The organism is Streptomyces sp. 840.1 (assembly GCF_003751445.1).
GTDB lineage: Bacteria > Actinomycetota > Actinomycetes > Streptomycetales > Streptomycetaceae > Streptomyces.
Genome location: NZ_RJUU01000001.1, coordinates 363,777 through 388,542, shown reverse-complemented (window position 1 = coordinate 388,542; position 24,766 = coordinate 363,777). Strand labels below are relative to the sequence as shown.

General features: G+C 71.5%; 16 protein-coding genes. 7 read left to right on the top strand and 9 right to left on the bottom strand.

The features are described 5' to 3' along the window. Positions 1–24 precede the first annotated feature (24 nt). Together EDD93_RS01665 and pta are read right to left on the bottom strand one after the other, a co-directional pair. Positions 25–1,263: an acetate kinase gene (locus tag EDD93_RS01665; RefSeq protein WP_123523466.1), complete on the bottom strand. Its 1,239-nt coding sequence runs from the start codon at positions 1,261–1,263 to the stop codon at positions 25–27. A gap of 8 nt (positions 1,264–1,271) precedes the next feature. Beyond that, on the bottom strand, positions 1,272–3,395 hold the full coding sequence (gene pta / locus EDD93_RS01660; RefSeq protein WP_123523465.1) for a phosphate acetyltransferase: 2,124 nt from the start codon (positions 3,393–3,395) through the stop codon (positions 1,272–1,274). A gap of 282 nt (positions 3,396–3,677) precedes the next feature. On the opposite strand from pta, the gene EDD93_RS01655 reads away from it, so the two are divergent. Beyond that, a complete protein-coding gene (locus EDD93_RS01655; protein ID WP_123523464.1) occupies positions 3,678–4,703 on the top strand; it encodes an ATP-dependent 6-phosphofructokinase in 1,026 nt (341 codons plus the stop codon). 127 nt (positions 4,704–4,830) lie between these two features. Here the strand turns inward: EDD93_RS01655 and EDD93_RS01650 are convergent, their stop codons facing one another. The 3 genes from EDD93_RS01650 to EDD93_RS01640 form a co-directional block, all read right to left on the bottom strand. Next, complete coding sequence (locus tag EDD93_RS01650) at positions 4,831–5,454, bottom strand: helix-turn-helix domain-containing protein (protein ID WP_123523463.1); 624 nt, start codon at positions 5,452–5,454, stop codon at positions 4,831–4,833. 174 nt (positions 5,455–5,628) lie between these two features. Continuing rightward, the gene (locus EDD93_RS01645; protein WP_123523462.1) at positions 5,629–6,312 is read right to left on the bottom strand and encodes a response regulator; all 684 of its coding nucleotides are present in this window, start codon (positions 6,310–6,312) and stop codon (positions 5,629–5,631) included. Then, positions 6,309–7,997: an ATP-binding protein gene (locus EDD93_RS01640; RefSeq protein ID WP_123523461.1), complete on the bottom strand. Its 1,689-nt coding sequence runs from the start codon at positions 7,995–7,997 to the stop codon at positions 6,309–6,311. Before EDD93_RS01640 ends, EDD93_RS01645 begins: the two co-directional genes overlap by 4 nt. 130 nt (positions 7,998–8,127) lie before the next feature. On the opposite strand from EDD93_RS01640, the gene EDD93_RS01635 reads away from it, so the two are divergent. The 4 genes from EDD93_RS01635 (at position 8,128) to EDD93_RS01620 (ending at position 11,812) form a co-directional block, all read left to right on the top strand. Continuing rightward, on the top strand, positions 8,128–9,492 hold the full coding sequence (locus EDD93_RS01635; RefSeq protein WP_123523460.1) for a cation:dicarboxylate symporter family transporter: 1,365 nt from the start codon (positions 8,128–8,130) through the stop codon (positions 9,490–9,492). A gap of 187 nt (positions 9,493–9,679) precedes the next feature. Next, on the top strand, positions 9,680–10,096 hold the full coding sequence (locus EDD93_RS01630) for a MerR family transcriptional regulator (protein WP_123523459.1): 417 nt from the start codon (positions 9,680–9,682) through the stop codon (positions 10,094–10,096). Continuing rightward, positions 10,093–10,437: a thioredoxin gene (trxA, locus tag EDD93_RS01625; protein ID WP_123523458.1), complete on the top strand. Its 345-nt coding sequence runs from the start codon at positions 10,093–10,095 to the stop codon at positions 10,435–10,437. The genes EDD93_RS01630 and trxA overlap by 4 nt, the downstream gene beginning before the upstream one ends. Positions 10,438–10,522: 85 nt before the next feature. Then, entirely contained in the window at positions 10,523–11,812 is a 1,290-nt protein-coding gene (locus tag EDD93_RS01620) for a haloacid dehalogenase-like hydrolase (protein ID WP_185092187.1), read from the top strand. Positions 11,813–11,882: 70 nt separating this feature from the next. On the opposite strand, the gene glgB is transcribed toward EDD93_RS01620, so the two are convergent. The 4 genes from glgB to EDD93_RS01600 form a co-directional block, all read right to left on the bottom strand. After that, positions 11,883–14,426, bottom strand: coding sequence for a 1,4-alpha-glucan branching enzyme (glgB, locus tag EDD93_RS01615; protein WP_123523456.1), 2,544 nt, complete (start codon positions 14,424–14,426; stop codon positions 11,883–11,885). 95 nt (positions 14,427–14,521) lie between these two features. Further along, on the bottom strand, positions 14,522–15,925 hold the full coding sequence (locus EDD93_RS01610) for a maltokinase N-terminal cap-like domain-containing protein (protein WP_123523455.1): 1,404 nt from the start codon (positions 15,923–15,925) through the stop codon (positions 14,522–14,524). A 238-nt stretch (positions 15,926–16,163) separates the two neighbouring features. Further along, positions 16,164–17,870 carry a maltose alpha-D-glucosyltransferase gene (gene treS / locus EDD93_RS01605; RefSeq protein ID WP_024489388.1) on the bottom strand — a complete coding sequence of 569 codons (1,707 nt, stop codon included), beginning with the start codon at positions 17,868–17,870 and terminating at the stop codon, positions 16,164–16,166. Then, on the bottom strand, positions 17,867–19,906 hold the full coding sequence (locus EDD93_RS01600; protein ID WP_123523454.1) for an alpha-1,4-glucan--maltose-1-phosphate maltosyltransferase: 2,040 nt from the start codon (positions 19,904–19,906) through the stop codon (positions 17,867–17,869). The genes treS and EDD93_RS01600 overlap by 4 nt, the downstream gene beginning before the upstream one ends. A 765-nt stretch (positions 19,907–20,671) precedes the next feature. On the opposite strand from EDD93_RS01600, the gene glgP reads away from it, so the two are divergent. Then, on the top strand, positions 20,672–23,275 hold the full coding sequence (glgP, locus tag EDD93_RS01595; protein ID WP_185092186.1) for an alpha-glucan family phosphorylase: 2,604 nt from the start codon (positions 20,672–20,674) through the stop codon (positions 23,273–23,275). A 215-nt stretch (positions 23,276–23,490) separates the two neighbouring features. Beyond that, entirely contained in the window at positions 23,491–24,708 is a 1,218-nt protein-coding gene (locus tag EDD93_RS01590; protein ID WP_123523452.1) for an alginate lyase family protein, read from the top strand. Positions 24,709–24,766: the final 58 nt, after the last annotated feature.

The following is a 24,766-nucleotide window of genomic DNA, read 5'->3' as shown; positions in this document are numbered from 1 at the left end:
AGATACAAAGGGGCGCGGGTGCGCTCAGTTGTCGATCAGTGCGAAGGTCTGGCCGGCGATCTCCAGTTCCTCGTCCGTCGGCACCACGGCGACCGCGACCCGTGCGTAATCCGGCGAGATCAGCCGGGGTGCGCCGGACCGTACGGCGTTGAGATCCGCGTCCACCACCAGGCCGAGCTCCTCCAGACCGGCGATGGCAGCCTCCCGTACCGGAGCGGAGTTCTCGCCGACCCCCGCCGTGAACACCACGGCGTCCACCCGGCCGAGGACCGCCGAATAGGCGCCGATGTACTTCTTCAGCCGGTGGACGTAGATGTCGAAGGCGAGCGCGGCACGTTCGTCGCCCTCGTCGACCCGGCGCCGGATCTCCCGCATGTCGTTGTCGCCGCAGAGGCCGACCAGACCGCTCTTCTTGTTGAGCAGGACGTCGATCTCGTCCGCCGACATCCCCGCCACCCGCTTGAGGTGGAAGGTGACGGCCGGATCGATGTCCCCCGACCGCGTACCCATCACCAGCCCCTCCAAGGGGGTCAGTCCCATCGACGTCTCCACGCACCGGCCGCCCGCCACGGCGGAGGCCGATGCCCCGTTGCCCAGGTGCAGCACGATGACGTTGACGTCCTGCGGGGCGCGGCCCAGCAGCTCGGCCGTCTTGCGCGAGACGTAGGCGTGCGAGGTGCCGTGGAATCCGTAGCGCCGGATCCGGTGCGCGTCGGCCGTCTCCACGTCGATCGCGTACCGGGCCGCGTACTCCGGCATCGTGGTGTGGAACGCGGTGTCGAAGACCGCCACCTGCGGCAGGTCCGGGCGCAGCGCCTGCGCGGTGCGGATACCGGTGATGTTCGCGGGGTTGTGCAGCGGCGCCACCGGGACGAGGCGCTCGATCTCCTTCAGCACCTCGTCGGTGATCACGGTCGGCTCGGTGAACCGCAGCCCGCCGTGCACCACCCGGTGGCCGATCGCCGCCAGCTCGGGGGAGTCCAGGCCGAGCCCGTCGGCGGCCAGCTCATCGGCGGCCGCCTTCAGGGCCGCCTCGTGGTCGGCGATGCGGCCGGTGCGCTCCCGGGGCTCGCCACCGCCGCCGGTCAGCGGGGTGTGCACCAGCCGGGAGGTCTCCTCGCCGATCCGCTCGACCAGCCCGGACGCGAGCCGGGAGTGGTCGCGCATGTCCAGGAGCTGGTACTTCACTGAGGAGGAGCCGGAGTTGAGGACGAGCACCCGGCTCGGCCCCGTACCTGCTGCGGCACCTTCGGTGGTGGTCATGTCGCGGGTCACTCCTCGCCCTGTGCCTGGATCGCCGTGATGGCCACGGTGTTGACGATGTCCTGCACCAGCGCGCCCCGGGACAGGTCGTTGACGGGCTTGCGCAGCCCCTGCATGACCGGGCCGACGGCCACCGCTCCCGCCGAGCGCTGCACGGCCTTGTAGGTGTTGTTGCCGGTGTTCAGGTCCGGGAAGATCAGCACCGTCGCCCGGCCCGCCACCTCGGAGCCCGGCAGCTTCGTCGCGGCGACGCTGGGTTCCACCGCCGCGTCGTACTGGATGGGACCCTCGATCATCAGCTCCGGGTGGCTCGCGCGCACCAGCTCCGTCGCCTCACGGACCTTGTCCACGTCGGCCCCCGTGCCCGAGGTGCCCGTCGAGTACGAGAGCATCGCGATCCGGGGCTCCACGCCGAAGCGGGCCGCGGTGACCGCCGACTGGACGGCGATGTCGGCGAGCTGCTCCGCGTCCGGGTCCGGGTTGACCGCGCAGTCGCCGTACACCAGGACCTTGTCCGCGAGGCACATGAAGAAGACCGAGGAGACGATCGAGGCACCCGGCCCAGTCCCCCCGGCGCCCGCCGCCCTGCCTGACGAGCTCCGCTCGCCCCCCTTGGTCTTGATGATCTCGAAGGCCGGCCGGATCGTCGCCGCCGTGGAGTGGACCGCACCGGAGACCATGCCGTCCGCGAGGCCCTCCTGCACCATCAGGGTGCCGAAGTAGTTGACGTCCGAGACGACGTCGTGCGCGAGCTCGACCGTCACCCCTCGGTGGGCGCGCAACTGCGCGTACCGCTCCGCGAAGGCCTGGCGCAGCTCGGAGGTCTGCGGGTCGACGAGCTGGGTGCCGGCCAGGTCGATGCCCAGGTCGGCGGCCTTCTTGCGGACGATGCCGGGGTCGCCGAGGAGGGTGAGGTCGCAGACGTCGCGCCGCAGCAGTACGTCGGCGGCGCGCAGCACCCGTTCCTCGGTGCCCTCCGGCAGCACCACCCGGCGCCGGTCCGCGCGGGCCTGCTCCAGCAGCTCGTGCTCGAACATCATCGGCGTGACCCGGCCGCTGCGGGCGACCGAGATCCGGTCGAGGAGCGCCCCGGTGTCGACATGGCGCTCGAAGAGTCCCAGCGCCGTCTCGGCCTTGCGCGGCGTCGCCGCGTTCAGCTTGCCCTCCAGGGCGAAGAGCTTCTCGGCGGTGGGGAAGGAACCGTCGGCCACCGCGACGACCGGGGTACCCGGTGCGAGCCGTGCGGCCAGCTTGAGTATCTCCTCGCCGGGACGCTCGTTCAGCGTCAGCAGCAGGCCCGCGATGGGCGGGGTCCCGGCGCTGTGCGCGGCCAGCGAGCCGACCACCAGATCGGCGCGGTCCCCGGGCGTCACCACCAGGCAGCCCGGCGTCAGCGCGTTCAGCAGGTTCGGCAGCATCGCGCCGCCGAACACGAAGTCCAGCGCGTCCCTGGCCAGCCCCGCGTCGTCGCCGAGCAGCACCGTCCCGCCCAGCGCCGCGGTGATCTGGGCGACCGTGGGCGCCGAGAGGGCCGGATCGTCGGGCAGCACCGAACAGGGGACCGGCAGCGTGGCCGCGAGCCGCTCCGCGATGACCTCGCGGTCCTCGGACGCGACCCGGTTCACCACCATCGCGACCACGTCGCAGCCCAGCCCGGCGTACGCGCGGTACGCGTTGCGCGTCTCGGCCCGTACGGACTCCGCGTTCTGGTCCTGGCCGCCGACCACCGCGATGACCGAGGCGCCGAACTCGTTGGCGAGGCGGGCGTTCAGCGCCAGCTCGTCGGGGAGCTGGGTGGCCGCGAAGTCGGTGCCGAGCACGAGGACCACCTCGTACTTCTGCGCCACCCGGTGGAAGCGGTCGACGAGCCGGGAGACCAGTTCGTCGGTACCCTGCTCCGCCTGGATCGCGGACGCCTCGTGGTAATCCAGGCCGTAGACCGTCCCCGGGTCCTGCGAGAGCCGGTAGCGGGCCCGCAGCAGCTCGAACAGCCGGTCGGGATCGTCGTGGACCAGCGGGCGGAACACCCCGACCCGGTCCACCTGGCGCGTCAGGAGCTCCATGACTCCCAGATCGACGACCTGGCGGCCGTCTCCCCGGTCGATCCCGGTCACGTACACGCTGCGCGTCACGCGTGCTCTCCCGTCCTTGCTGGCAGGTATGGGTGATATCGCCTGTTTGACGATACCTGCGGGGGCCGAGAGGCCGCCCGCCGGGCGAAAGCCCCTCTCCGCGGCCCCGGGGCGGCCGGGAGCGCGAGGTACGTACCCGGCGTGGGACAATCACCGTGGCTCACGGTACGGGGGATTCTGCAGTGGCCGGCGGACAGGTCCCCAGGGTCTGTCCGGCGGACCATGGCCGGGGTCGCGCCCTGATCCGCCGGACAGGCCCAAGCGAGCAGGAGACAAAGCACGATGCGTATCGGAGTTCTCACCGCAGGCGGCGACTGCCCAGGCCTGAACGCAGTGATCCGCTCGGTCGTGCACCGTGCCGTGGTGGGTCACGGCGACGAGGTCATCGGCTTCGAGGACGGGTTCAAGGGACTCCTCGACGGACACTTCCGCCCCCTCGACCTCAACGCGGTCAGCGGCATCCTCGCCCGGGGCGGCACCATCCTCGGCTCCGCCCGGCTGGAGCGCGACCGGCTGCGCGAGGCGGCCGAGAACTGTGCCGAGCTGAGCCGCCGTTACGGCATGGACGCGCTGATCCCGATCGGCGGCGAGGGCACCCTCACGGCCGCCCGGATGCTCTCGGACGCCGGAATGCCCGTCGTCGGCGTCCCGAAGACCATCGACAACGACATCTCGGCCACCGACCGCACCTTCGGCTTCGACACCGCGGTGGGCGTCGCCACCGAGGCCATAGACCGTCTGAAGACCACCGCCGAGTCCCACCAGCGCGTCATGGTCGTCGAGGTGATGGGCCGCCACGCGGGCTGGATCGCGCTGGAGTCGGGCATGGCCGGCGGCGCCCACGGCATCTGCCTGCCCGAGCGCAAGTTCCAGGTCGAGGACCTGGTCAAGATGGTCGAGGAGCGCTTCGCCCGGGGCAAGAAGTTCGCCGTCATCTGCGTCGCCGAGGGCGCGCACCCGGCCGAGGGCTCGATGCCGTACGCCAAGGGCGCGATCGACCAGTTCGGCCACGAGCGCTTCCAGGGCATCGGCAACCGCCTCGCCGTCGAGCTGGAGACCCGGCTCGGCAAGGAGGCCCGCCCGGTCATCCTCGGCCACGTCCAGCGCGGCGGCACGCCGACCGCCTACGACCGGGTGCTCGCCACCCGCTTCGGCTGGCACGCGGTGGAGGCGGCGCACCGAGGTGACTTCGGCCGGATGACCGCCCTGCGCGGCAACGACATCGAGATGGTGCCGCTGGCCGACGCGGTGACCCAGCTGAAGCACGTCCCGCTGGAGCGCATGCACGAGGCCGAGTCGGTCTTCTGACCCCTCGGCCGGGCCCCGGCCGCCCCGCCGACCTGGCGGGGCGGACCGGGGGCCGCGTTCCGGCGCCGGCGCGGTCAGCGGGGCCGGTGGCGCGCCGGGACCGCCGAGGGCCGTCGGCGGCGGCCGGTCACTTCTGCGTCGTCTGCCAGAACCGGCTCACTATCTGTGCCAGGAACGCCCGGCCCGCGTCGCCCGTGCCGCCCTCGCGTTCGGTGCCGGTGCTGCTCCAGCTCAGCGTGGACACCATCAGTGCCTGGTACTCGGAGTGCAACTCCTCCAGGACGCCCTGGATCAGGCGCCGGTCCACCGGTACCACCTTGGCGACCGGCTTCACGTACGCCTGCCAGCGCGTCGTCACGGCGCTGCGCAGGAGTTCGGCCAGTTCCTCGTCGCGGCCGGTCGCCGTCACGAAGTCGGCGGGGGTCAGGCCCAGCGCCTCGGTGAGCGCCGCGGACTGGCGTTCGTTGCCGCGCCACCGTCCCGACTCCTCCATCCGCAGATACGCGGAGGCGGCCATCCCCAGCAGGCCCGCCAGCTCGTCCGGTGACAGCTGCCGGGCGACCCGGTGCTCGCGCAGGGTGCGGGCGGCGGTCAGGAGTTCGCCGGGGGAGCACCACAACACGCCCGCGAGCGCGGTGAGTTCGTACTCGCTCGGCAGGGCGAGTCCACGCTCCCAGGCTGCTACGGTCTCGGCGGTGATCCGGAGTCCGTACTGGGCGCCGAGGCCGTAGGCGACATGACCGGGGGCCATTCCCAGGGCCTCGCGCAGTCTGCGCGCGGCGGGAGCGTTGAAAGGCGGGGTGGGGTGCACGGCCCTACCGTAAGAGGTCGCAGGCCGTCTGACTACGGTGTGTTCCACCGAGGCCACGGCTCGTAGGAATCTCCTAGGGTCCGCGAGGGGCTCCCGGGGAGGCCTGGAGGCCGTTCAGCGGGCCTCGGCCACCCATCGGTAGTGCAGTTCCGGGCGCCCGATCTGTCCGTACTGCGGACTGCGCACGGCGCGCCCGGCCGTCACCAGGTGCTCCAGGTAGCGGCGCGCGGTGATGCGGGAGATCCCCAGCTCCACGCCTGCGGCGGCGGCCGTCACGCCGTCCGGGGCCGAGCGCAGCGCCCGCGTCACGGCCTCCAGCGTCGGGCCGCTCAGGCCCTTCGGCAGCCGGGCGGGCTGCGGGGAGCGCAGCGAGGCGAGCGCGCGGTCGACCTCGTCCTGGCCGCTCGCCTCACCGGCCGCCGCCCGGAACTCCGCGTAGCGGACGAGCCGGTCGCGCAGGGTGGCGAAGGTGAACGGCTTCAGCACGTACTGGACGACACCGAGCGACACCCCCTCCCGGACCACGGCCAGATCGCGGGCCGAGGTCACCGCGATCACGTCGGCGGTGTGCCCGGCGGCCCGCAGCGAGCGCAGCAGGTGCAGACCGTGCCCGTCCGGCAGGTACAGGTCCAGGAGCAGCAGATCGACCGGCGTGCGCTCCAGCGCGCGCACCGCCTCGGCGCGGGAGTGCGCGACCGAGGCCACCGTGAATCCCGGCACCCGGTCCACGTACAGCTGATGGGCGTCGGCGGCGACCGGATCGTCCTCGACGACCAGCACCCGGATCTCTGTGTTCATGGGGCCATGCTCCTCGGCGCGCCGTCGTTGTCGGGCAGCGGCAGCCGTACGGTGAACTCCGCGCCGCCGTCCGCCCCCCGCTCCAGGGTGACCGTGCCGCCGTTGCGGTGGGCGGCCTGCTGTACGAGCGCCAGTCCGATTCCTCGGCCGGCCCCGTGCGTGGACCAGCCGCGCCGGAACACCTCCTCGGTGTCGGCCGGGTCGACGCCCGTCCCGCTGTCGGCGACCCGCAGCAGGAGTTCGCCGTCGCCGGCGAGTGCCGTGACGGTGACCCGCGCGTGCGCGGGGCGGGACGGCAGCGGGGTGCGCTGGGCGGGGACGGCGCTGTCGGCGGCGCCGCCGCCCTGCGGGCCGGCCGCCGCCTCGGACGCCGCGTCCACCGCGTTGTCGATCAGGTTGCCGAGGACGGTCACCAGGTCGCGCTGCGGCAGCGACGCGGGCAGGACCCCGTCGTCGATCAGGCTGTCGTCCGCCAGCACCAGCTCCACCCCCCGCTCGTTGGCCTGTGCCGCCTTGCCCAGCAGCAGGGCCGCCAGCACCGGTTCGGCCACCGCGCCGACGACGCGGTCGGTCAGCGCCTGCGCCAGTTCCAGCTCCGCCGTGGCGAAGCCGACCGCCTCGTCGGCCCGGTCCAGCTCGATCAGCGACACCACCGTGTGCAGCCGGTTCGCCGCCTCGTGCGCCTGTGAGCGCAGCGCCTGCGTGAAGCCCCGCTCGGAGTCCAGCTCACCGGAGAGTGCCTGGAGTTCCGTGTGGTCGCGAAGGGTGATGACCGTGCCGCGCCGTTCGCCGCCCACCACCGGACGGGTGTTGACCACGATCACCCGGTCCGCCGTCAGATGCACCTCGTCGACCCGCTCCTCGGAGGCGAGCAGCGCCCCGGTCAGCGGTGCCGGCAGATCGAGTTCGGCGACCCGGCGCCCGACCGTACCCGGTGCCAGCCCCAGCAGCTCCCGGCCCGCGTCGTTGATCAGGGCGATCCTGCGCTGCCCGTCCAGCATCAGCAGCCCCTCACGCACCGCGTGCAGTGTGGCCTCGTGGTAGTCGTGCAGCCGGCTCAGCTCGGCGGCGTTCATCCCGTGGGTGTGCCGCCGCAGCCGGGCGTTTATCACGTAGGTGCCGATGCCGCCGAGCGCCAGCGCCGCACCCGCCGCGAGCCCCAGCGCGCCCAGCTGCGCCCGCACCTGCGTGGAGACCCGTTCGACCGTGATGCCCGCACTGACCAGCCCGACGATCCGGCCGCCGTCCCGGACCGGCGTGACGACCCGGATGGACGGGCCGAGCGTGCCGGTGTACGTCTCCGAGAACGTCTCGCCGCGCAGTGCCCGCGCGGTGTGCCCGAGGAAGGTCTCACCGATCCGGCCGGTGTCCGGGTGCGTCCAGCGGACCCGGTGCGGATCCATGATCGTGACGAAGGCGATCCCGGTGTCCCTGCGGACCCGCTCCGCGTACGGCTGGAGGACGGCCGACGGGTCCGGGGTGCGGATCGCCTCCCGTACCGAGGGTGAACCGGCCACCGACAGGGCCACCGCCCGCGCCTGCCGGGTCGCGGTCTCGCGGGCCTGCGAACTGCCCGAGGCGTACGCGAAGAAGGCGCACCCCGCGACGACGGCAGCCACCAGCACCACCTGCATGGCGAAGAGCTGTCCGGCCAGGCTGCGCGGACGGGCACGGGGGAGACGCATCTCCACAGTCTGCCTGGCCGAAAACCTACGAACGAAATGCACGTAAGGGTGACCGGCGTCACAGGGCGCGGAATAGTCGCCGGGGCCCCCAGGGACGGGGGAGGGACAAGAACGAGCCGAGGAGACCCCCGTGGGAGTGGCCGCCGCCAAGCGGGACCGTACGAAGTATCTGTATCTCGCCGTGATCGTGGCGGTGGGGCTGGGCATCCTGGTGGGCCTCGTGGCCCCGGGCGCAGCCGTCGAGCTCAAGCCGATCGGGACCGGCTTCGTCAACCTCATCAAGATGATGATCTCGCCGATCATCTTCTGCACGATCGTGCTGGGGGTCGGCTCCGTCCGCAAGGCGGCCAAGGTCGGCGCGGTCGGCGGGCTCGCCCTCGGCTACTTCCTGGTGATGTCGACCGTCGCACTCGCCATCGGCCTGGTCGTCGGTAACATCCTGGAGCCCGGTTCCGGTCTCCACATCACCGAGGCGACCCGCGCCGCCGGTGAGGCGCAGGCCGGGGAAAGCGCGTCCACCGCGGACTTCCTGCTCGGCATCATCCCCGACACCATGGTGTCGTCCTTCACCTCGGGCGAGGTCCTGCAGACCCTGCTCATCGCCCTGCTGGCGGGCTTCGCGCTCCAGGCCATGGGATCGGCCGGCGAGCCCGTACTGCGCGGTATCGGCCACCTCCAGCGCCTGGTCTTCCGGATCCTCGCCATGATCATGTGGCTGGCCCCCGTCGGGGCGTTCGGCGCCATGGCCGCGGTGGTCGGTGAGACCGGCGTCGACGCGCTGAAGTCGCTCGCGGTCATCATGATCGGCTTCTACATCACCTGCGGCCTCTTCGTGTTCCTGATCCTGGGCACGATCCTGCGCCTGGTCGCCGGGCTCAACATCTTCTCCCTGCTGAAGTACCTCGGCCGGGAGTTCCTGCTCATCCTCTCCACCTCCTCGTCCGAGTCGGCCCTGCCGAGGCTGATCGCGAAGATGGAGCACATGGGCGTCAGCAAGCCCGTCGTCGGCATCACCGTGCCGACCGGATACTCCTTCAACCTCGACGGCACCGCGATCTACCTCACGATGTCCTCGCTCTTCATCGCCAACGCGACGGGCGACCCGCTCAGCATCAGCGAGCAGATCTCGCTCCTCGTCTTCATGGTGATCGCCTCCAAGGGCGCCGCAGGCGTCACCGGCGCCGGTCTCGCCACCCTCGCGGGCGGTCTCCAGTCGCACCGGCCCGAACTGGTGGACGGCGTCGGTCTGATCGTCGGCATCGACCGCTTCATGAGCGAGGCCCGCGCCCTGACGAACTTCGCGGGCAACGCCGTGGCCACGGTGCTCGTCGGCACCTGGACCAAGGAGATCGACCGCGAGCGGGTGGACCAGGTCCTGTCCGGGGCGCTGCCGTTCGACGAGTCGATGATCTCGGACGAGGGCCCCGCCGCCGAGCCGCAGGTCCCCGAGGCCAGGGACGGCGGCGAGGAGCAGCCCGCGCTCGCGAAGGCGTAGGAAGACGTGAGACGGCGCGGGGGAACGTAAGCCGGAGCCGTGAGAAAGCGCGAGAACGCGTGAAGAGCCCCATGCACGCCGGGCCGGTACGGAGACTCCGTACCGGCCCGGCGTGTGTTCGCGCGCGCCCCGCCCCTCGCCCGGCCGTCCTTGCCTTGACGCCGACGTCAAGGATTACCGTCGAGGCATGCGAATCGGGGAGCTGGCCGAGCGGGCCGGAACGACGACGCGGACTCTGCGCTACTACGAGTCGCGCGGACTGCTGCCCGTCCGGCGGGCGGAGAACGGGTACCGCACCTACGACGACGGAGACCTGCGGCTGATCCAGCAGATCCGGACCCTCCAGGACTTCGGGTTCGACCTGGAGGAGACCCGGCCCTTCGTCGACTGCCTGCGCGCCGGTCATCCGGCCGGCGACAGCTGCCCGGCCTCGCTGGCCGTCTACCGGCGCAAGCTCGGCGAGCTGGACGCGCTCATCGGCCAGCTGCAGTCGGTCCGCACGGAGGTGGGCGCCCAGCTGGCCCGCGCCGAGCTGGAGGCTTCCGCCGAACTGCCCGGCGGCCCCGAACCACGATGTGCGATGAACTGGGAGGACGAGACATGATCCAGGTGGAAGGCGTGGCCGAGGTCACCGACGAGAGCTTCGACGCGGAGGTGCTGGGAGCCGGGCTCCCCGTCCTCGTCGAATTCACCGCCGACTGGTGCGGACCGTGCCGCCAGCTCGCCCCGGTGCTCGGCGCGATCGCGGCCGAGGAGAGCGAACGCATCAAGATCGTCCAGATCGACGTCGACCGCAACCCCGGGATCACCTCCCGCTACGCGGTCCTGTCGATGCCGACCCTGATGGTCTTCCGCTCGGGCGAGCCCGTGAAGTCGATGGTCGGCGCCCGGCCGAAGCGGCGGCTGCTCCAGGAGCTGGAGGACGTGCTCGGGGCGGCCGTCTGAGGACCCTGGCGCGCTCCGGCCCCCGCCCCGGGACCGGCGCGCGCCCCCTCAACATCGCGGAAATGTTGATGTACGGTCCACTCGCATGCGTAACCGACTAGTTCTCGCGTGGACCTCGGCCGTGACCGCAGCACTCGCGGTCCTGGCCGCAGCCGGCCCCGTGGCCGCCGCCCCGGCCGATCGCGCGTCCTCGGCGCCGACGGCCCGCTGCCCCAGGCTCTCCCCCCGACTCAGCTGGTACGGCCACAACCGTGCCCAGTTGCAGCGCGTGATCGACGAGCGCGGTACCTGCCACGGCAACGGCGGACCGCGCCCCGTCGCGGCGTTCGACTGGGACAACACCATCACCAAGAACGACGTCACCGACGCCACCATCAGCTGGTCCCTGCGGCACGACAAGATCCTCCGGCCCGCCCGCTGGAAGGACACCAGCAAGTGGCTGACCGCCACCGCGGACCAGGCCCTCACCGAGGCCTGCGGCACCGGAGTCCCGGTGGGAGCGCCCCTGCCCACCTCCACCGACACCGGCTGCGCCGACGAGATCCTCCAGATCCGTGAGGACGGCACCACGATGAGCGGCGCGGCCGCCTTCGCGGGGGAGTGGAACCACCGGCGAACCGTTCCGCAGTACGCGTGGGTGCCCCAGCTGTTCGCCGGACACACCGTCCCCGAACTGCGCGCGTACACGGCGGCCGCCCGCAAGGAGGCGCTCGCGGCGCCCGTCGGCGCGACCCGCACCGTCGGCACCCACGTGCTGCCCGCCTACGTCCGTTACTACGACCAGCAGCGCGACCTCGTCCGTACGCTCCAGCGGGCCGGGTTCGACGTCTGGATCGTCTCCGCGGGTTCCGAGCCGGTCACCGAGGTCTGGTCGCGCGGCATCGGCATCGACCGCGCGCACACCGTCGCGATCCGCTCCGTACTCGACCGCGAGGGCCGCATCACGACCAGGAACGAGGGCTGCGGCGGGGTGGGCGTCACCGAGGGCGAGGCCATCCCGTACATCGACGGCAAGCGTTGCTGGATCAACCAGGAGATCTACGGGATCAAGGGCCGGGCCGCCTGGAACAAGCAGGCCCCGGACCGGCGGATCACACTCGGCGGCGGTGACGCCGACACCGACGTGACGTTCGTCGGTGACGCAACGGGCGCGCACCTCGTGCTCAACCGCAACAAGAACGAGGTGATGTGCCGTGCCTACGACAACGCCGACGGCCGCTGGGTCGTGAACCCCATGTTCATCGAGCCGCTGCCCCGCAGGACCACGCCCTACCCCTGCGCCACCACCGCCTACACCGAGCCGGGCGGAGGCTTCGGCCCGGTGCGGCGAGGCGACGGCAGTGTCGTACCGGACCAGCGGGACACCGTGTACTGACGCGGGACCGGGACATGAGGATGCCGGCGGCGGCCCGGGGAAACAGCCCGGGACCGCCGCCGGCGCCGCGTCAGGCGGGCCGCAGCCACACCGTCGCGAGCGGCGGGAGCGTCAGCGTCACACTCGTCTCCCTGCCGTGCGCCGCCACCGCCTCCGGCTTCAGCGGCTCCTCGTTGCACACGTCGCCGCCCCCGTACCGCGCCGCGTCCGTGTTCAGGACCTCCACCCACGCCGCCGGGCCGTCCGGCACCCCGATGCGGTAGTCGTGCCGCACCACCGGGGAGAAGTGGGAGAGGGCGAGCAGCGGCGACCCGTCGGCGTCGTACCGGACGAACGCGAAGACGTTGTCCTCGGCGGCGTCCCCCGCTACCCAGGCGAATCCCTCCGGGACCGTGTCGCGCTGCCAGAGCGAGGGCGTCGACCCGTACACCGCGTTCAGGTCGCTGACCAGGCTCCGTACGCCCCGGTGGTCGCTCTCCGCCGCGTACGAGGGATCGAGCAGCCACCAGTCCGGGCCGTGGCCCTCCGACCACTCCGCGCCCTGGGCGAACTCCTGCCCCATGAAGAGGAGTTTCTTGCCGGGGTGGGCCCACATGAAGCCGAGGTAGGCGCGGTGGGTGGCGCGCTGCTGCCACCAGTCGCCGGGCATCTTGCTGACCAGCGACCGCTTGCCGTGCACCACCTCGTCGTGCGAGATCGGCAGCACGTAGTTCTCGCTGTACGCGTACACCATCGAGAACGTCATCTCGTTGTGGTGGTACTTGCGGTGCACCGGCTCCTTCGACACGTACTCCAGCGAGTCGTGCATCCAGCCCATGTTCCACTTCAGCCCGAAGCCGAGGCCGCCGAAACCGCCGGGGCCCACGTGGTGGGTGGCGCGGGTGACGCCGTCCCAGGCGGTGGACTCCTCGGCGATGGTGACGACGCCGGGACTGCGCCGGTAGACCGTCGCGTTCATCTCCTGGAGGAAGGCCACCGCGTCCAGGTTCTCCCGGCCGCCGTGCTCGTTCGGGGACCACTCGCCGTCCTCGCGCGAGTAGTCGAGGTAGAGCATCGAGGCGACGGCGTCCACCCGGAGGCCGTCGATGTGGAACTCCTCGCACCAGTAAGTGGCGTTCGCCACCAGGAAGTTGCGCACCTCGGTGCGGCCGAAGTCGAATTCGAGCGTGCCCCAGTCCGGATGCGCGGCGCGCTGCGGGTCCGAGGGCTCGTACAGCGGCCGGCCGTCGAACTCCGCGAGTGCCCACTCGTCGCGCGGGAAGTGCGCCGGCACCCAGTCCACGATGACGCCGATCCCGGCCCGGTGCAGCGCGTCGACCAGGAAGCGGAAGTCGTCCGGCGTGCCCATCCGGGAGGTCGGGGCGTAGAAGCCGGTCACCTGATAGCCCCAGGAACCGCCGAAGGGGTGCTCGGAGACCGGCATCAGCTCCACATGGGTGAACCCCAGATCACGTACGTACGCGGGGAGCTGGTCGGCGAGCTGGCGGTAGGTGAGGCCGGGGCGCCAGGACGGCAGGTGCACCTCGTAGACGGACAGCGGCGCCTCGTGCACCGGGACGTCCCCGCGACGCGCCATCCACTCCTGGTCCTGCCAGACATGGTGCGCGGCCGTCACGACCGAGGCGTTGGACGGCGGGACCTCGGCCCGGCGGGCCATCGGGTCGGCGCGCAGCGTGTGCGTGCCGTCCGGGCGGCAGATGTCGAACTTGTAGAGCGCGCCCTCCGCGATCGCGGGCAGGAACAGCTCCCACACCCCGGTCGAGCCGAGCGAGCGCATCGGGAATCCGGTGCCGTCCCAGTAGTTGAAGTCACCGGCGACGCGGACCCCGCGCGCGTTGGGGGCCCAGACGGTGAACCGGGTACCGGTGACGCCCTGGTGCGTCATCGGCTGCGCGCCCAGCGCGGTCCACAGCTCCTCGTGCCGGCCCTCGCCGATCAGATGCAGATCGAGATCACCGAGCGCGGGCAGGAAGCGGTACGGGTCCTGGATCTCGATCTCGTTGTCCTCGTAGGCGACCAGGAGCTGGTACTCGGGGACCGCCGGCATCGGCAGGAGGCCGGAGAAGAGGCCGTCGCCGTCGTCGTGCAGCTGGGCCCTGAGCCCCTTCGCCAGCACGGTGACCGACCGGGCGAAGGGCCGCAGCACCCGGAACGTCACCCCGCCGCGGATCTGGTGCGCGCCGAGCAGGTCGTGCGGGGCGTGGTGCTCACCCGCCAGGAGCCGGGCCCGGTCGCCGTCCTCCAGCGCGCGGACCGGGCGGACCCCCTGGCCGCCACCGGCCCGCCGGGGCCGGGGCGGGGCCGCCGCCCGCTTCCCCCGCTTGGCGGGAGCGGGCGCGGACACGGGGGCGGGGGACGCCGGGGTGGCCGGAGCGGCGTCCGGCATCGGCGTGGTGACCGGTTCCGGGGGCGGGGCGCTCGCCTCCAGCGGTGCGAGGGTCCCGGTCGCCGGGCCCGCGACGGCGTCGGCGTGCTCGGCGGACGCGGAAGCGGGCGCGGAAGCGGGCGCGGAAGCGGGTGCCGGTGCCGGTGCGGGCGCGGTGAGCGCGGCCTCGGGGGTGGTCGGCGCGGGGGCGGAGTCGGGCGCTTTGCGGGACGGCTTGCGGGCGGTCACAGGGACGGCCTCCTCGGGGGAGTGGGCGGGGTGGGGCGGGAGAGGTGGGGCCGCGCCGGGGGCCGGGTGCGGGCCGGTCCGCTCGGCGGCGGGCGTCAGCCGGTGGCGGCGGCGAGGCGGTGGATCGCGGCCATCGGGACCGGCAGCCAGTCGGGCCGGTGCCGGGCCTCGTACAGCACCTCGTACACCGCCTTGTCGGTCTCGTGGGCCCGCAGCAGCTCCGGTTCGGCCCGGGGGTCGATGCCCGAGGCCTGCGCGTAGCCGTCGCAGTAGGCGGAGCGGCAGCGCGCCGCCCAGTCGGCGTTCCACGGCCGGTGCGAGCGGGCCGCGTAGTCGAAGGAGCGGAGCATCCCGGCGATGTCGCGCACCGGCGGCTGCGGGCTGCGGCGCTCCGGGAGCGGGCGGGCCGGTTCGCCCTCGAAGTCGATCAGCGACCAGAAGCCGTCTGTTCCGCGCAGGGTCTGGCCGAGGTGGAGATCGCCGTGCACCCGCTGGGCGGCCCAGCTGTGACCCCCGTGGCCCAGTGCCGTCACGGCGTCGAAGGCCGCGCGCAGCCCGGGGACGTACGGCACCAGCTCGGGTACCGCGTGGGCGGCCGCCTCCAGCCGCCGCACCATGCCGGCCGCCTGCTCCTCGCTCTCGCCGCGGTGCGGCGGGGGAGTGGGCAGCGCCGAGGCGAGCGCGGTGTGCACCTCGGCGGTGGCCCGCCCCAGCGCGTGGGCCTCGGGGCCGAAGTCCTGGCCGGCCGCGAGTGCGCTGAGGGCGAGCTGCCAGCCGTCCTGCGCGCCGTTCAGGAACGGCTGGAGCACCCCGAGCGTGAGGGGTTCGGGCACGGCCGCCTCGAACCAGGCGACGGGGGCAGGCACGCGCCCGCACCCCTCGCGGGAGAGTGCGAGGGGAAGCTCCAGATCCGGGTTGGTGCCCGGGAAGACCCGGCGGAAGATCTTGAGGATGTAGGCGTTGCCGTAGACGAGCGAGGAGTTGGACTGCTCGGTGTCCAGCACCCGGGGCGCGAGGCCCGCGGGGACCGGGGATGTGCCCCGGCCGAACCGGAGCGCGCCGAGTGCGCCGGGGGTGCGCAGCCGTTCGAGGAGCAGGGCGGCCAGGCGTGGGTCGTGCAGCCCGTCGTAGACGGTCAGACCGGCCAGCGGACCTTCCGTCACATGGCCGATGAGGGCCGGCGCCAGACGGGTCGGCAGGGTGGGCCGCACGCCGAGCAGCAACTGGTAGCTGTCGATGGGCGGCTGGGCGGGCATGGTGGGCTGATGGACCCGGACCAGCAGGTGCAGCAGTCCGGGGCCGGCGTCGGCGACGGTGGAGCCGGGTGTCTCGACCGGCAGTATCTCGGTCGCCGAGATGAGCGAGAAGGCCGTGATCGGCCGTCCCTTGCCCGCGAACCAGCGCTGCCGGGGCAGCCATTCGTGGAGCAGCGGTCCGAGAGACGGGAGCAGGGCTGTGCTGTTCGCCAGGGTGACCTGAGCGGATGCAGCCTCCGACATGGCATCGCGTCCTTTCCCCGGGCACACCACAGGATGCGAAGAGTGTCCCGGATTGCGGCTTTGGCTGTCCGGCTGTGCGGGACGTGTCGGGTCAGGATGGTCCGTACGGACTCGACTCGGAGGGAGCGAAACGCCAGGAGGGCCAGGAAGGGCCCTGAAGCGTTCGATATGGGTGGAGAGTGCCCCGTGCGGAGCGGTGGAAACCGCCCCGCACCAGAGCCTGTGCGCGGACCGCCGGTCAGCTCGGCGGCGCGTCCTTGCGGAGGCGGAACCAGTAGAAGCCGTGTCCGGCGAGAGTCAGCAGGTAGGGCCACTGGCCGACGGCGGGGAAGCGCACCCCGCCGATCAGCTCCACCGGATGGCGCCCGTTGAAGGACCGCAGATCGAGTTCCGTCGGCTGCGCGAACCGCGAGAAGTTGTGCACGCACAGCACGAGGTCGTCCCCGTGCTCACGGGTGAAGGCGAGTACCGCGGGGTTGGACGAGGGCAGTTCGGTGTAGGAGCCGAGGCCGAAGGCCGGGTTCTGCTTGCGGATCTCGATCATCCGGCGCGTCCAGTGCAGCAGCGAGGACGGTGAGGCCATCGCCGCCTCGACGTTGGTGACCTGGTAGCCGTAGACCGGGTCCATGATCGTGGGCAGGAAGAGCCGGCCCGGATCGCTGGAGGAGAATCCCGCGTTGCGGTCGGGCGTCCACTGCATCGGGGTGCGTACGGCGTCCCGGTCACCCAGCCAGATGTTGTCGCCCATCCCGATCTCGTCCCCGTAGTAGAGGATCGGGGAGCCGGGCAGCGACATCAGCAGGGCGGTGAACAGCTCGATCTGGTTGCGGTCGTTGTCCAGCAGGGGTGCCAGGCGCCGCCTGATCCCGATGTTGGCCCGCATCCGCGGATCCTTGGCGTACTCCGCGTACATGTAGTCGCGCTCTTCGTCCGTGACCATTTCGAGCGTCAGCTCGTCGTGGTTGCGCAGGAAGATGCCCCACTGGCAGCCGGACGGGATCGCCGGGGTCTTCGCCAGGATTTCCGAGACCGGGTAGCGGCTCTCGCGGCGTACCGCCATGAAGATCCGCGGCATCACGGGGAAGTGGAACGCCATGTGGCACTCGTCGCCGCCCGCCCGGTAGTCGCCGAAGTAGTCGACGACGTCCTCCGGCCACTGGTTGGCCTCCGCGAGCAGCACGGTGTCCGGGTAGTTGGCGTCGATCTCCTTGCGGACCCGCTTGAGGAAGCCGTGGGTCTCGGGGAGGTTCTCGCAGTTGGTGCCCTCGCGCTGGTAGAGGTAGGGCACGGCGTCGACCCGGAAGCCGTCGATGCCCAGGTCCAGCCAGAAGCGCAGGGCGGAGATGATCTCCTCCTGCACCGCCGGGTTCTCGTAGTTGAGGTCGGGCTGGTGCGAGAAGAACCGGTGCCAGTAGTACTGCTTGCGCACCGGGTCGAAGGTCCAGTTGGACGTCTCGGTGTCGACGAAGATGATCCGGGCGTCCTGGAACTGCTTGTCGTCGTCGGCCCAGACGTAGTAGTCGCCGTACGGACCGTCGGGGTCGGTACGGGACTGCTGGAACCAGTCGTGCTGGTCGCTGGTGTGATTCATGACGAAGTCGATGATCACGCGCATGCCGCGCTGGTGCGCGGCGTCGACGAACTCCACGAAGTCGGCGAGGTCGCCGAACTCCGGGAGCACGGCGGTGTAGTCGGAGACGTCGTAACCACCGTCGCGCAGAGGCGACTTGAAGAACGGCGGCAGCCAGAGGCAGTCGACGCCCAGCCACTGGAGGTAGTCCAGTTTGGACGTGATGCCCTTCAGGTCTCCGATGCCGTCGCCGTTGGAGTCCTGGAAGGAACGGACCAGGACTTCGTAGAAGACGGCTCGCTTGAACCAGTCGGGATCGCGGTCCTTGGCCGGGGTGTCCTCGAACGTGTCGTGGACGGGCTCGTTGACGATCATGGTGTGGGTGACCCTCCGGTCGGCGGGGACGGTCGCAGGACGGCGATGTGCGCGGGCGTGACGCCCGGCTCTAGGCGCACATAGAAGGTCCTGCCCCAGTGATAGGAAGTGCCGGTGAGCTCGTCGCGCACCGGCACGCTCTCGTGCCGGTCGAGGCCGAGTTGCGGCATGTCCAACGAGACGGTCGCCTCCTGGGTGTGGTGCGGGTCGAGGTTGACGACCATCAGAACGATGTTCGAACCGGAGCGCTTGCTGTACACGATCAGGGCGTCGTTGTCGGACGAGTGGAAGTGCACGTCACGCAGTTGCTGCAGCGCCGGGTGGCGGCGCCTGATCCGGTTGAGCGTGGTGATGAGCGGGGCCAGCGACCGGCCCTCGCGCTCGGCGGCTTCCCAGTCCCTGGGCCGGATCTCGTACTTCTCCGAGTCGAGGTACTCCTCACTGCCGCTGCGGACCGGGGCGTTCTCACAGAGCTCGTACCCCGCGTACACCCCCCAGGACGGGGAGAGTGTCGCCGCGAGCACCGCCCGTGCCTCGAAGGCGGGCCTGCCGCCGTCCTGGAGATATCCGGGGAGGATGTCAGGGGTGTTCACGAAGAAATTGGGCCTCATGCAGGAGGCCGAATCGCCGGACAGTTCCGTCACGTAGTCGGTGATTTCCTGCCGGCTGTTGCGCCAGGTGAAGTAGGTGTACGACTGCTGGAATCCGATGGTGGCGAGCGCGTGCATCATCGCGGGCCGGGTGAATGCCTCGGCCAGGAAGATCACATCGGGATCGGTGCGGTTGATGTCGGCGATCACCTTCTCCCAGAAGATCACCGGCTTGGTGTGCGGATTGTCGACGCGGAAGATCCGTACGCCGTGATCCATCCAGAAGCGCAGGATACGGACGGTCTCCGCGACAATTCCGCGCAGATCCTTGTCGAAAGCGATCGGATAGATGTCCTGATATTTCTTCGGCGGATTCTCCGCGTAGGCGATGGAGCCGTCCGCGCGGTGCTGGAACCACTCGGGGTGCTCGGTGACCCACGGGTGGTCGGGCGAGCACTGGAGGGCGAAATCCAGCGCGATCTCCATACGCAGGTTCCGGGCCGTCTCCACGAAATGGTCGAAGTCGTCGAGGGTGCCGAGATCGGGGTGGACCGCGTCGTGGCCGCCCTCGGCCGAACCGATCGCCCAGGGCACCCCGACATCGTGCGCGGCGGGGGAGAGGGAGTTGTTCGGGCCCTTGCGGTGGGTGGTCCCGATGGGGTGGACCGGTGGCAGGTACACCACGTCGAAGCCCATCGCCGCGACCGCCGGCAGCCGCTCGGCCGCGGTCCGGAAGGTGCCGCTGATGATCCGGGGCGGCTTCGGGGCCGGGGCCGGCTTGCCCGTACGGCTCTTGCGCGGAGCCTTCGCCGGCTCGACCCTGGCGCCCTCGGACCGGGGGAACAGCTCGTACCAGGAGCCGAACAGGGCACGCCTGCGCTCGACGACGAGCGGCAGCGGGCGCGAGGCGGTGACCAGCTCACGCAGCGGATGGCGGTCCAGCGCGGCCGCCGCCTCGGGGGCGAGGGCCGCGGCCAGCCGGGCGGCGGCCGGACGGGACGCGTCGCGCAGGGCGTCGACCGCGCCCAGCACCGCCTCGCGGCCGTCCCGCTTGGGCACGCCCTCGGCGGCCCGCTCGTACAGCTCGGCGCCCTCCGCCAGGACGAGCGCCGTGTCGATCCCCGCCGGGATCTTGATCCGGGCGGTGTGCCGCCAGGTGGCCACCGGATCGCTCCAGGCCTCGACCGTGTACGTCCAGCGGCCCTCGGCGTCGGGCGTCACGTCGGCGCCCCAGCGGTCGGTGCCCGGGGCGAGTTCGCGCATCGGCGTCCAGGGGCCCGGACGCCCGTTCGGGTCCAGCAGGACGACATTGGCCGAGACCGCGTCATGACCCTCGCGGAAGACGGTCGCCGAGACCTCGAAGGTCTCGCCGGAGACCGCCTTGGCGGGCCTTCTTCCGCAATCGACGAGGGGACGGACGTCGAGGACGGGAATGCGACCGATCATGAAATCACCTGGGGACTGGAGCTCGGACTCGACAGGGCGCTCTGCGGCCGCGGAGGGCTGAACGCGCGCGCCGCGATGGTGGGGTTCCGTCCTTTCTAGCTGCTCCGTTGACGACTGGTGGGGTGTGGGCATGGCCGCTCCTGTCCGCGTTCACTCGAATGGCACTCGAATGCATGGGTCGCGGGTGTGGTGCACGGGTGTGGACCGAATGCGCACGGGCCGCACCGATTGCATACGAACCGTGGGCGGATTGCCGCCGAACGGCGGATGAACCGGCTGCGTGGTCCGAGCCGGATCGCCTTGAACTGTCATCCGACCGCATTCGTTCCGGGTACCGGAGAAGCCTTCCCACGGATGCCGGTGGGCCAATCCGGTGGTTTGTTAACTACTCGGGCGTATCTGTAACGGTCCGAATGCGCCGGGCTCCGCCGCGCATGCGCGGGGTTGCGGAAAGCCGGCGCACGCGGGGACGGCTGGCGCCACTGGGAAGCCTTCCCTGTGGGGCGAAGGCCCACAAGGCCGCATGAGGTGAAGGAATCGGCCATAACCTCTGTGACGGAAGTGCCTGGATTCATGTCACGTGGCTGGCGGTGCACGGGCGCGCGGAGCGGAAGGGGCGGTCGGAGCGAGCGGGGTCGCACGCCGCCGGACGGCCGTGCGCCGTGGTTGCCGAGTGCCGCGCCCGGCTAACGTCGAGGGTGACGGAGCGGCGCACAGCGTGGTGCGTCCCCTCGGATCCGGACGTCCCCTGTAAAGGTGGAATACGTGCAGGCCATTCGTCGATTCACCGTGCGTCCCGTCCTCCCCGACCTCCTTCGACCGCTCAGCGACCTCGCCCGCAACCTGCGCTGGTCCTGGCACACCGAGACCCGTGAGCTCTTCCAGGCCGTCGATCCGGTGGCCGGCCGGACCGCGGACGGCGACCCCGTGCGCCTGCTCGGTGCCGTCTCCGCCGGCCGGCTCGCCGAACTGGCCCGGGACGAGGAGTTCCTCCACCGGCTGGCCGAGGTGTCCGCCGGCCTCCAGGACTACCTCCAGGGCCCCAGGTGGTACCAGGAGCAGGTGGCGCAGGGCGTCGCGCTGCCCGCCGCCATCGCCTACTTCTCACCCGAGTTCGGGGTCACCGCGGCCCTGCCCCAGTACTCCGGCGGGCTCGGCATCCTCGCCGGCGACCACCTCAAGGCCGCCAGCGACCTGGGCGTCCCCCTGGTCGGCGTCGGCCTCCTCTACCGCCACGGCTACTTCCGCCAGAGCCTGTCCAGGGACGGCTGGCAGCAGGAGCACTACCCCGTCCTCGACCCCAACGAGCTGCCGCTCACCCTGCTGCGCGAAGCCGACGGGGCACCGAGCGAGGTGGTCCTGGCGCTGCCCGGCGGCCGCTCGCTGCGCGCCCACATCTGGCAGGCGCAGGTCGGCCGGGTCCCGCTGCTCATGCTCGACTCCGACGTGGAGGGCAACGCCCCCGGCGAACGCGAGGTCACCGACCGGCTGTACGGCGGCGGCAGCGAGCACCGGCTGCTGCAGGAAATACTGCTGGGCATCGGCGGCGTGCGCGCCGTACGCAGCTACTGCCGGCTCACCGGCCACCCGGCGCCCGAGGTGTTCCACACCAACGAGGGCCACGCCGGCTTCCTGGGCCTGGAGCGCATCCGGGAGCTCGCCGGCGACGGCCTGGACTTCGCCTCCGCGGTGGAGTCCGTACGGGCGGGCACCGTCTTCACCACCCACACCCCGGTGCCGGCCGGGATCGACCGTTTCGACCGCGAACTCGTCGCCCGGCACTTCGGCGACGACGGGGAACTGCCCGGCGTCCCCGCCGAACGCGTCCTGGACCTGGGCGCCGAGACGTACGGGGGCGGCGACCCCGGCGTCTTCAACATGGCGGTGATGGGCCTGCGGCTCGCCCAGCGCGCCAACGGGGTCTCCACCCTGCACGGGGCCGTCAGCCGGGAGATGTTCGCCGGGCTCTGGCCGGGGTTCGACGCCCCCGAGGTGCCGATCACCTCCGTGACCAACGGGGTCCACGCACCCACCTGGGTCGCCCCCGAGATCTACCGGCTGCGCACCGACTCCGGCGCCGCCCCCGGCCGGTGGGACTCCGCCGCCCAGATCCCCGACCGGCAGCTCTGGGACGTGCGCCGGACACTGCGCGAGCAACTGGTGACCGAGGTGCGGGAGCGGCTGCGCGCCTCCTGGCGCACCCGGGGCGCGGAGGCCGCCGAGCTCGGCTGGATCGACGGCGTGCTGGACCCCGACGTGCTGACGATCGGCTTCGCCCGCCGGGTGCCCTCGTACAAGCGGCTGACGCTGATGCTGCGCGACCGCGACCGGCTGCGCGGGCTGCTCCTCCACCCGGAGCGGCCGATCCAGATCGTCGTCGCGGGCAAGGCGCATCCGGCCGACGACAGCGGGAAGCGGCTGGTCCAGGAGCTGGTCCGGTTCGCGGACGACCCCCGGGTGCGCCACCGCATCGTCTTCCTCCCCGACTACGGGATGGGGATGGCCCAGAAGCTCTACCCGGGCTGCGATGTCTGGCTGAACAACCCGCTGCGCCCGCTGGAGGCTTGCGGTACGAGCGGGATGAAGGCGGCGCTCAACGGCTGCCTCAACCTGTCGGTCCTGGACGGCTGGTGGGACGAATGGTTCGAGCCCGACTTCGGCTGGGCGATCCCGACGGCCGACGGCTCCGCCACGGACGAGGACCGGCGTGACGACCTGGAGGCCAACGCGCTCTACGAGCTGATCGAGGACCGGGTCGCCCCGCGCTTCTACGACCACGGCGGCGAGGGTCTCCCGGACCGCTGGATCGAGATGGTCCGCCGCACCCTGGGCACCCTGGGCCCCAAGGTCCTCGCGGGGCGCATGGTGCGTGAGTACGTGGAGCGGCTGTACGCCCCCGCCGCGCTCGCCCAGCGCGCCCTCGACGCCACCACCGCCCGGGAGCTGGCCGACTGGAAGTCCCGGGTCCGGGCGGCCTGGCCCCGGGTGGCGGTCGACCATGTCGAGGCGGTGACGCCCACCGGGGCGGGCGGCTCGGCGGAGCTCGGTTCGACGCTGGCGCTGCGGGTTCGGATCACGCTCGGGGCGCTGGAGCCGGACGACGTGGAGGTGCAGGCGGTGGCCGGCCGGGTGGACGCGGCGGACGCCATCACGGACGCCCAGATCTTCCCGCTGAAGCCGGCCGGGGGCCAGGACCTGGAGGGGCGCTGGCTGTACGACGGCCCGCTCGCGCTCGACCGCACGGGCCCCTACGGCTACACGGTCCGGGTGCTGCCCGCCCACCGGCTGCTGGCCGACGGGGCCGAACTCGGCCTGGTCGCGCAGCCGACGGGGGCCACGGGTGAGGGCGCGGGTCTGCTGATGCGCTGACGTCGCGTTCTCCCGCCCCACGCGAAGGGCCCGGTACCGATCCACGGTGCCGGGCCCTTCGTCTTCTGAACACATGTGCTTGACGTGTTCATGCGATGCCTTTAAGTTCCTCACTCATCGCAGGGTTCACAACTCGGCTCAGGGTTCATGTGTATGAACTCCGTTGCTCTCGGGCCGAGTTGCCGGACCTCCCCCGCACCGGAAGGCACCCCCACATGCGCACCGGAACCATCGGGCGCGGCCTCGGCCTCGCCACCGCTCTCTCGGCACTGCTCACCGGCTTCTCCATGGCCCCCGCCCCGGCCGGCCGGGCCGCCCCCGACCCGGCCCCGGCGGCGGTCGCGGCCCCCGCCGCCTTCACCCACCCCGGCGTACTCGTCAGCCGCCCGCAGCTGGACTTCGTACGCGAGAAGGTGCGGGCGGGCGCGCAGCCCTGGAAGGGCGCGTACGACCAGATGATGGCGAGCAAGTACGCCTCGCTCACCCGCACGGCCAAGCCCAGGGCCGTCGTGGAGTGCGGCTCGTACTCCAACCCCAACTACGGCTGCACCGACGAGCGCGAGGACGCGATAGCCGCGTACACCCTCTCGCTGGCCTGGTACATCACTCAGGACAGCCGCTACGCCGCCAAGGCCGTCGAGCTCATGGACGCCTGGTCGGCCGTGATCAAGGACCACACCAACAGCAACGCCCCGCTGCAGACCGGCTGGGCCGGCTCCTCCTGGCCGCGTGCCGCCGAGATCATCAAGTACACGTACAGCAGCTGGCCGAACTCCGGCCGGTTCGCCACCATGCTGCGCAACGTCTACCTGCCCAAGGTCATCAACGGCTCGAACAGCAACGGGAACTGGGAACTGAGCATGACCGAGGCCGCCATCGGCATCTCGGTCTTCCTGGAGGACCGCACCTCGTACGACAAGGCGGTGGCCAAGTTCCGCGGCCGTGTTCCCGCCTACATCTATCTGACCTCGGACGGGGCGCTGCCCAAGGCCGCGCCCGGCAGCGGTCTCGACACGCGCGACAAGATCATCAACTACTGGCAGGGCCAGTCGACCTTCATGGACGGGCTCTCCCAGGAGACCTGCCGCGACCTCACCCACACCGGCTACGGCCTCTCGGCCATCTCGCACATCGCCGAGACCAGCCGCATCCAGGGGCAGGACCTCTACCCGGAGATCGCGGACCGGCTGCGTCACGCGCTGGGGCTGCACGCCAAGTACCAGCTGGGGGCGGCCGTTCCCTCGTCGTTGTGCGGCGGATCGCTCAAGGACAACCTCGGGCCGGTCACCGAGGTCGGGTTCAACGCGCTGCACAACCGGATGGGCATCGCGATGACCAACACCCAGACGCTCACCGAACAGCGCAGGCCCGCCGGGACCGACAACCTGTTCGTCGCCTGGGAGACGCTGACCCACGCGAACAACCCCGGCTGAGCACGGAGCCGCCCGGGAGGAGTGGGTACTCCTCCCGGGCGGGATGCCGGTGTGTCAG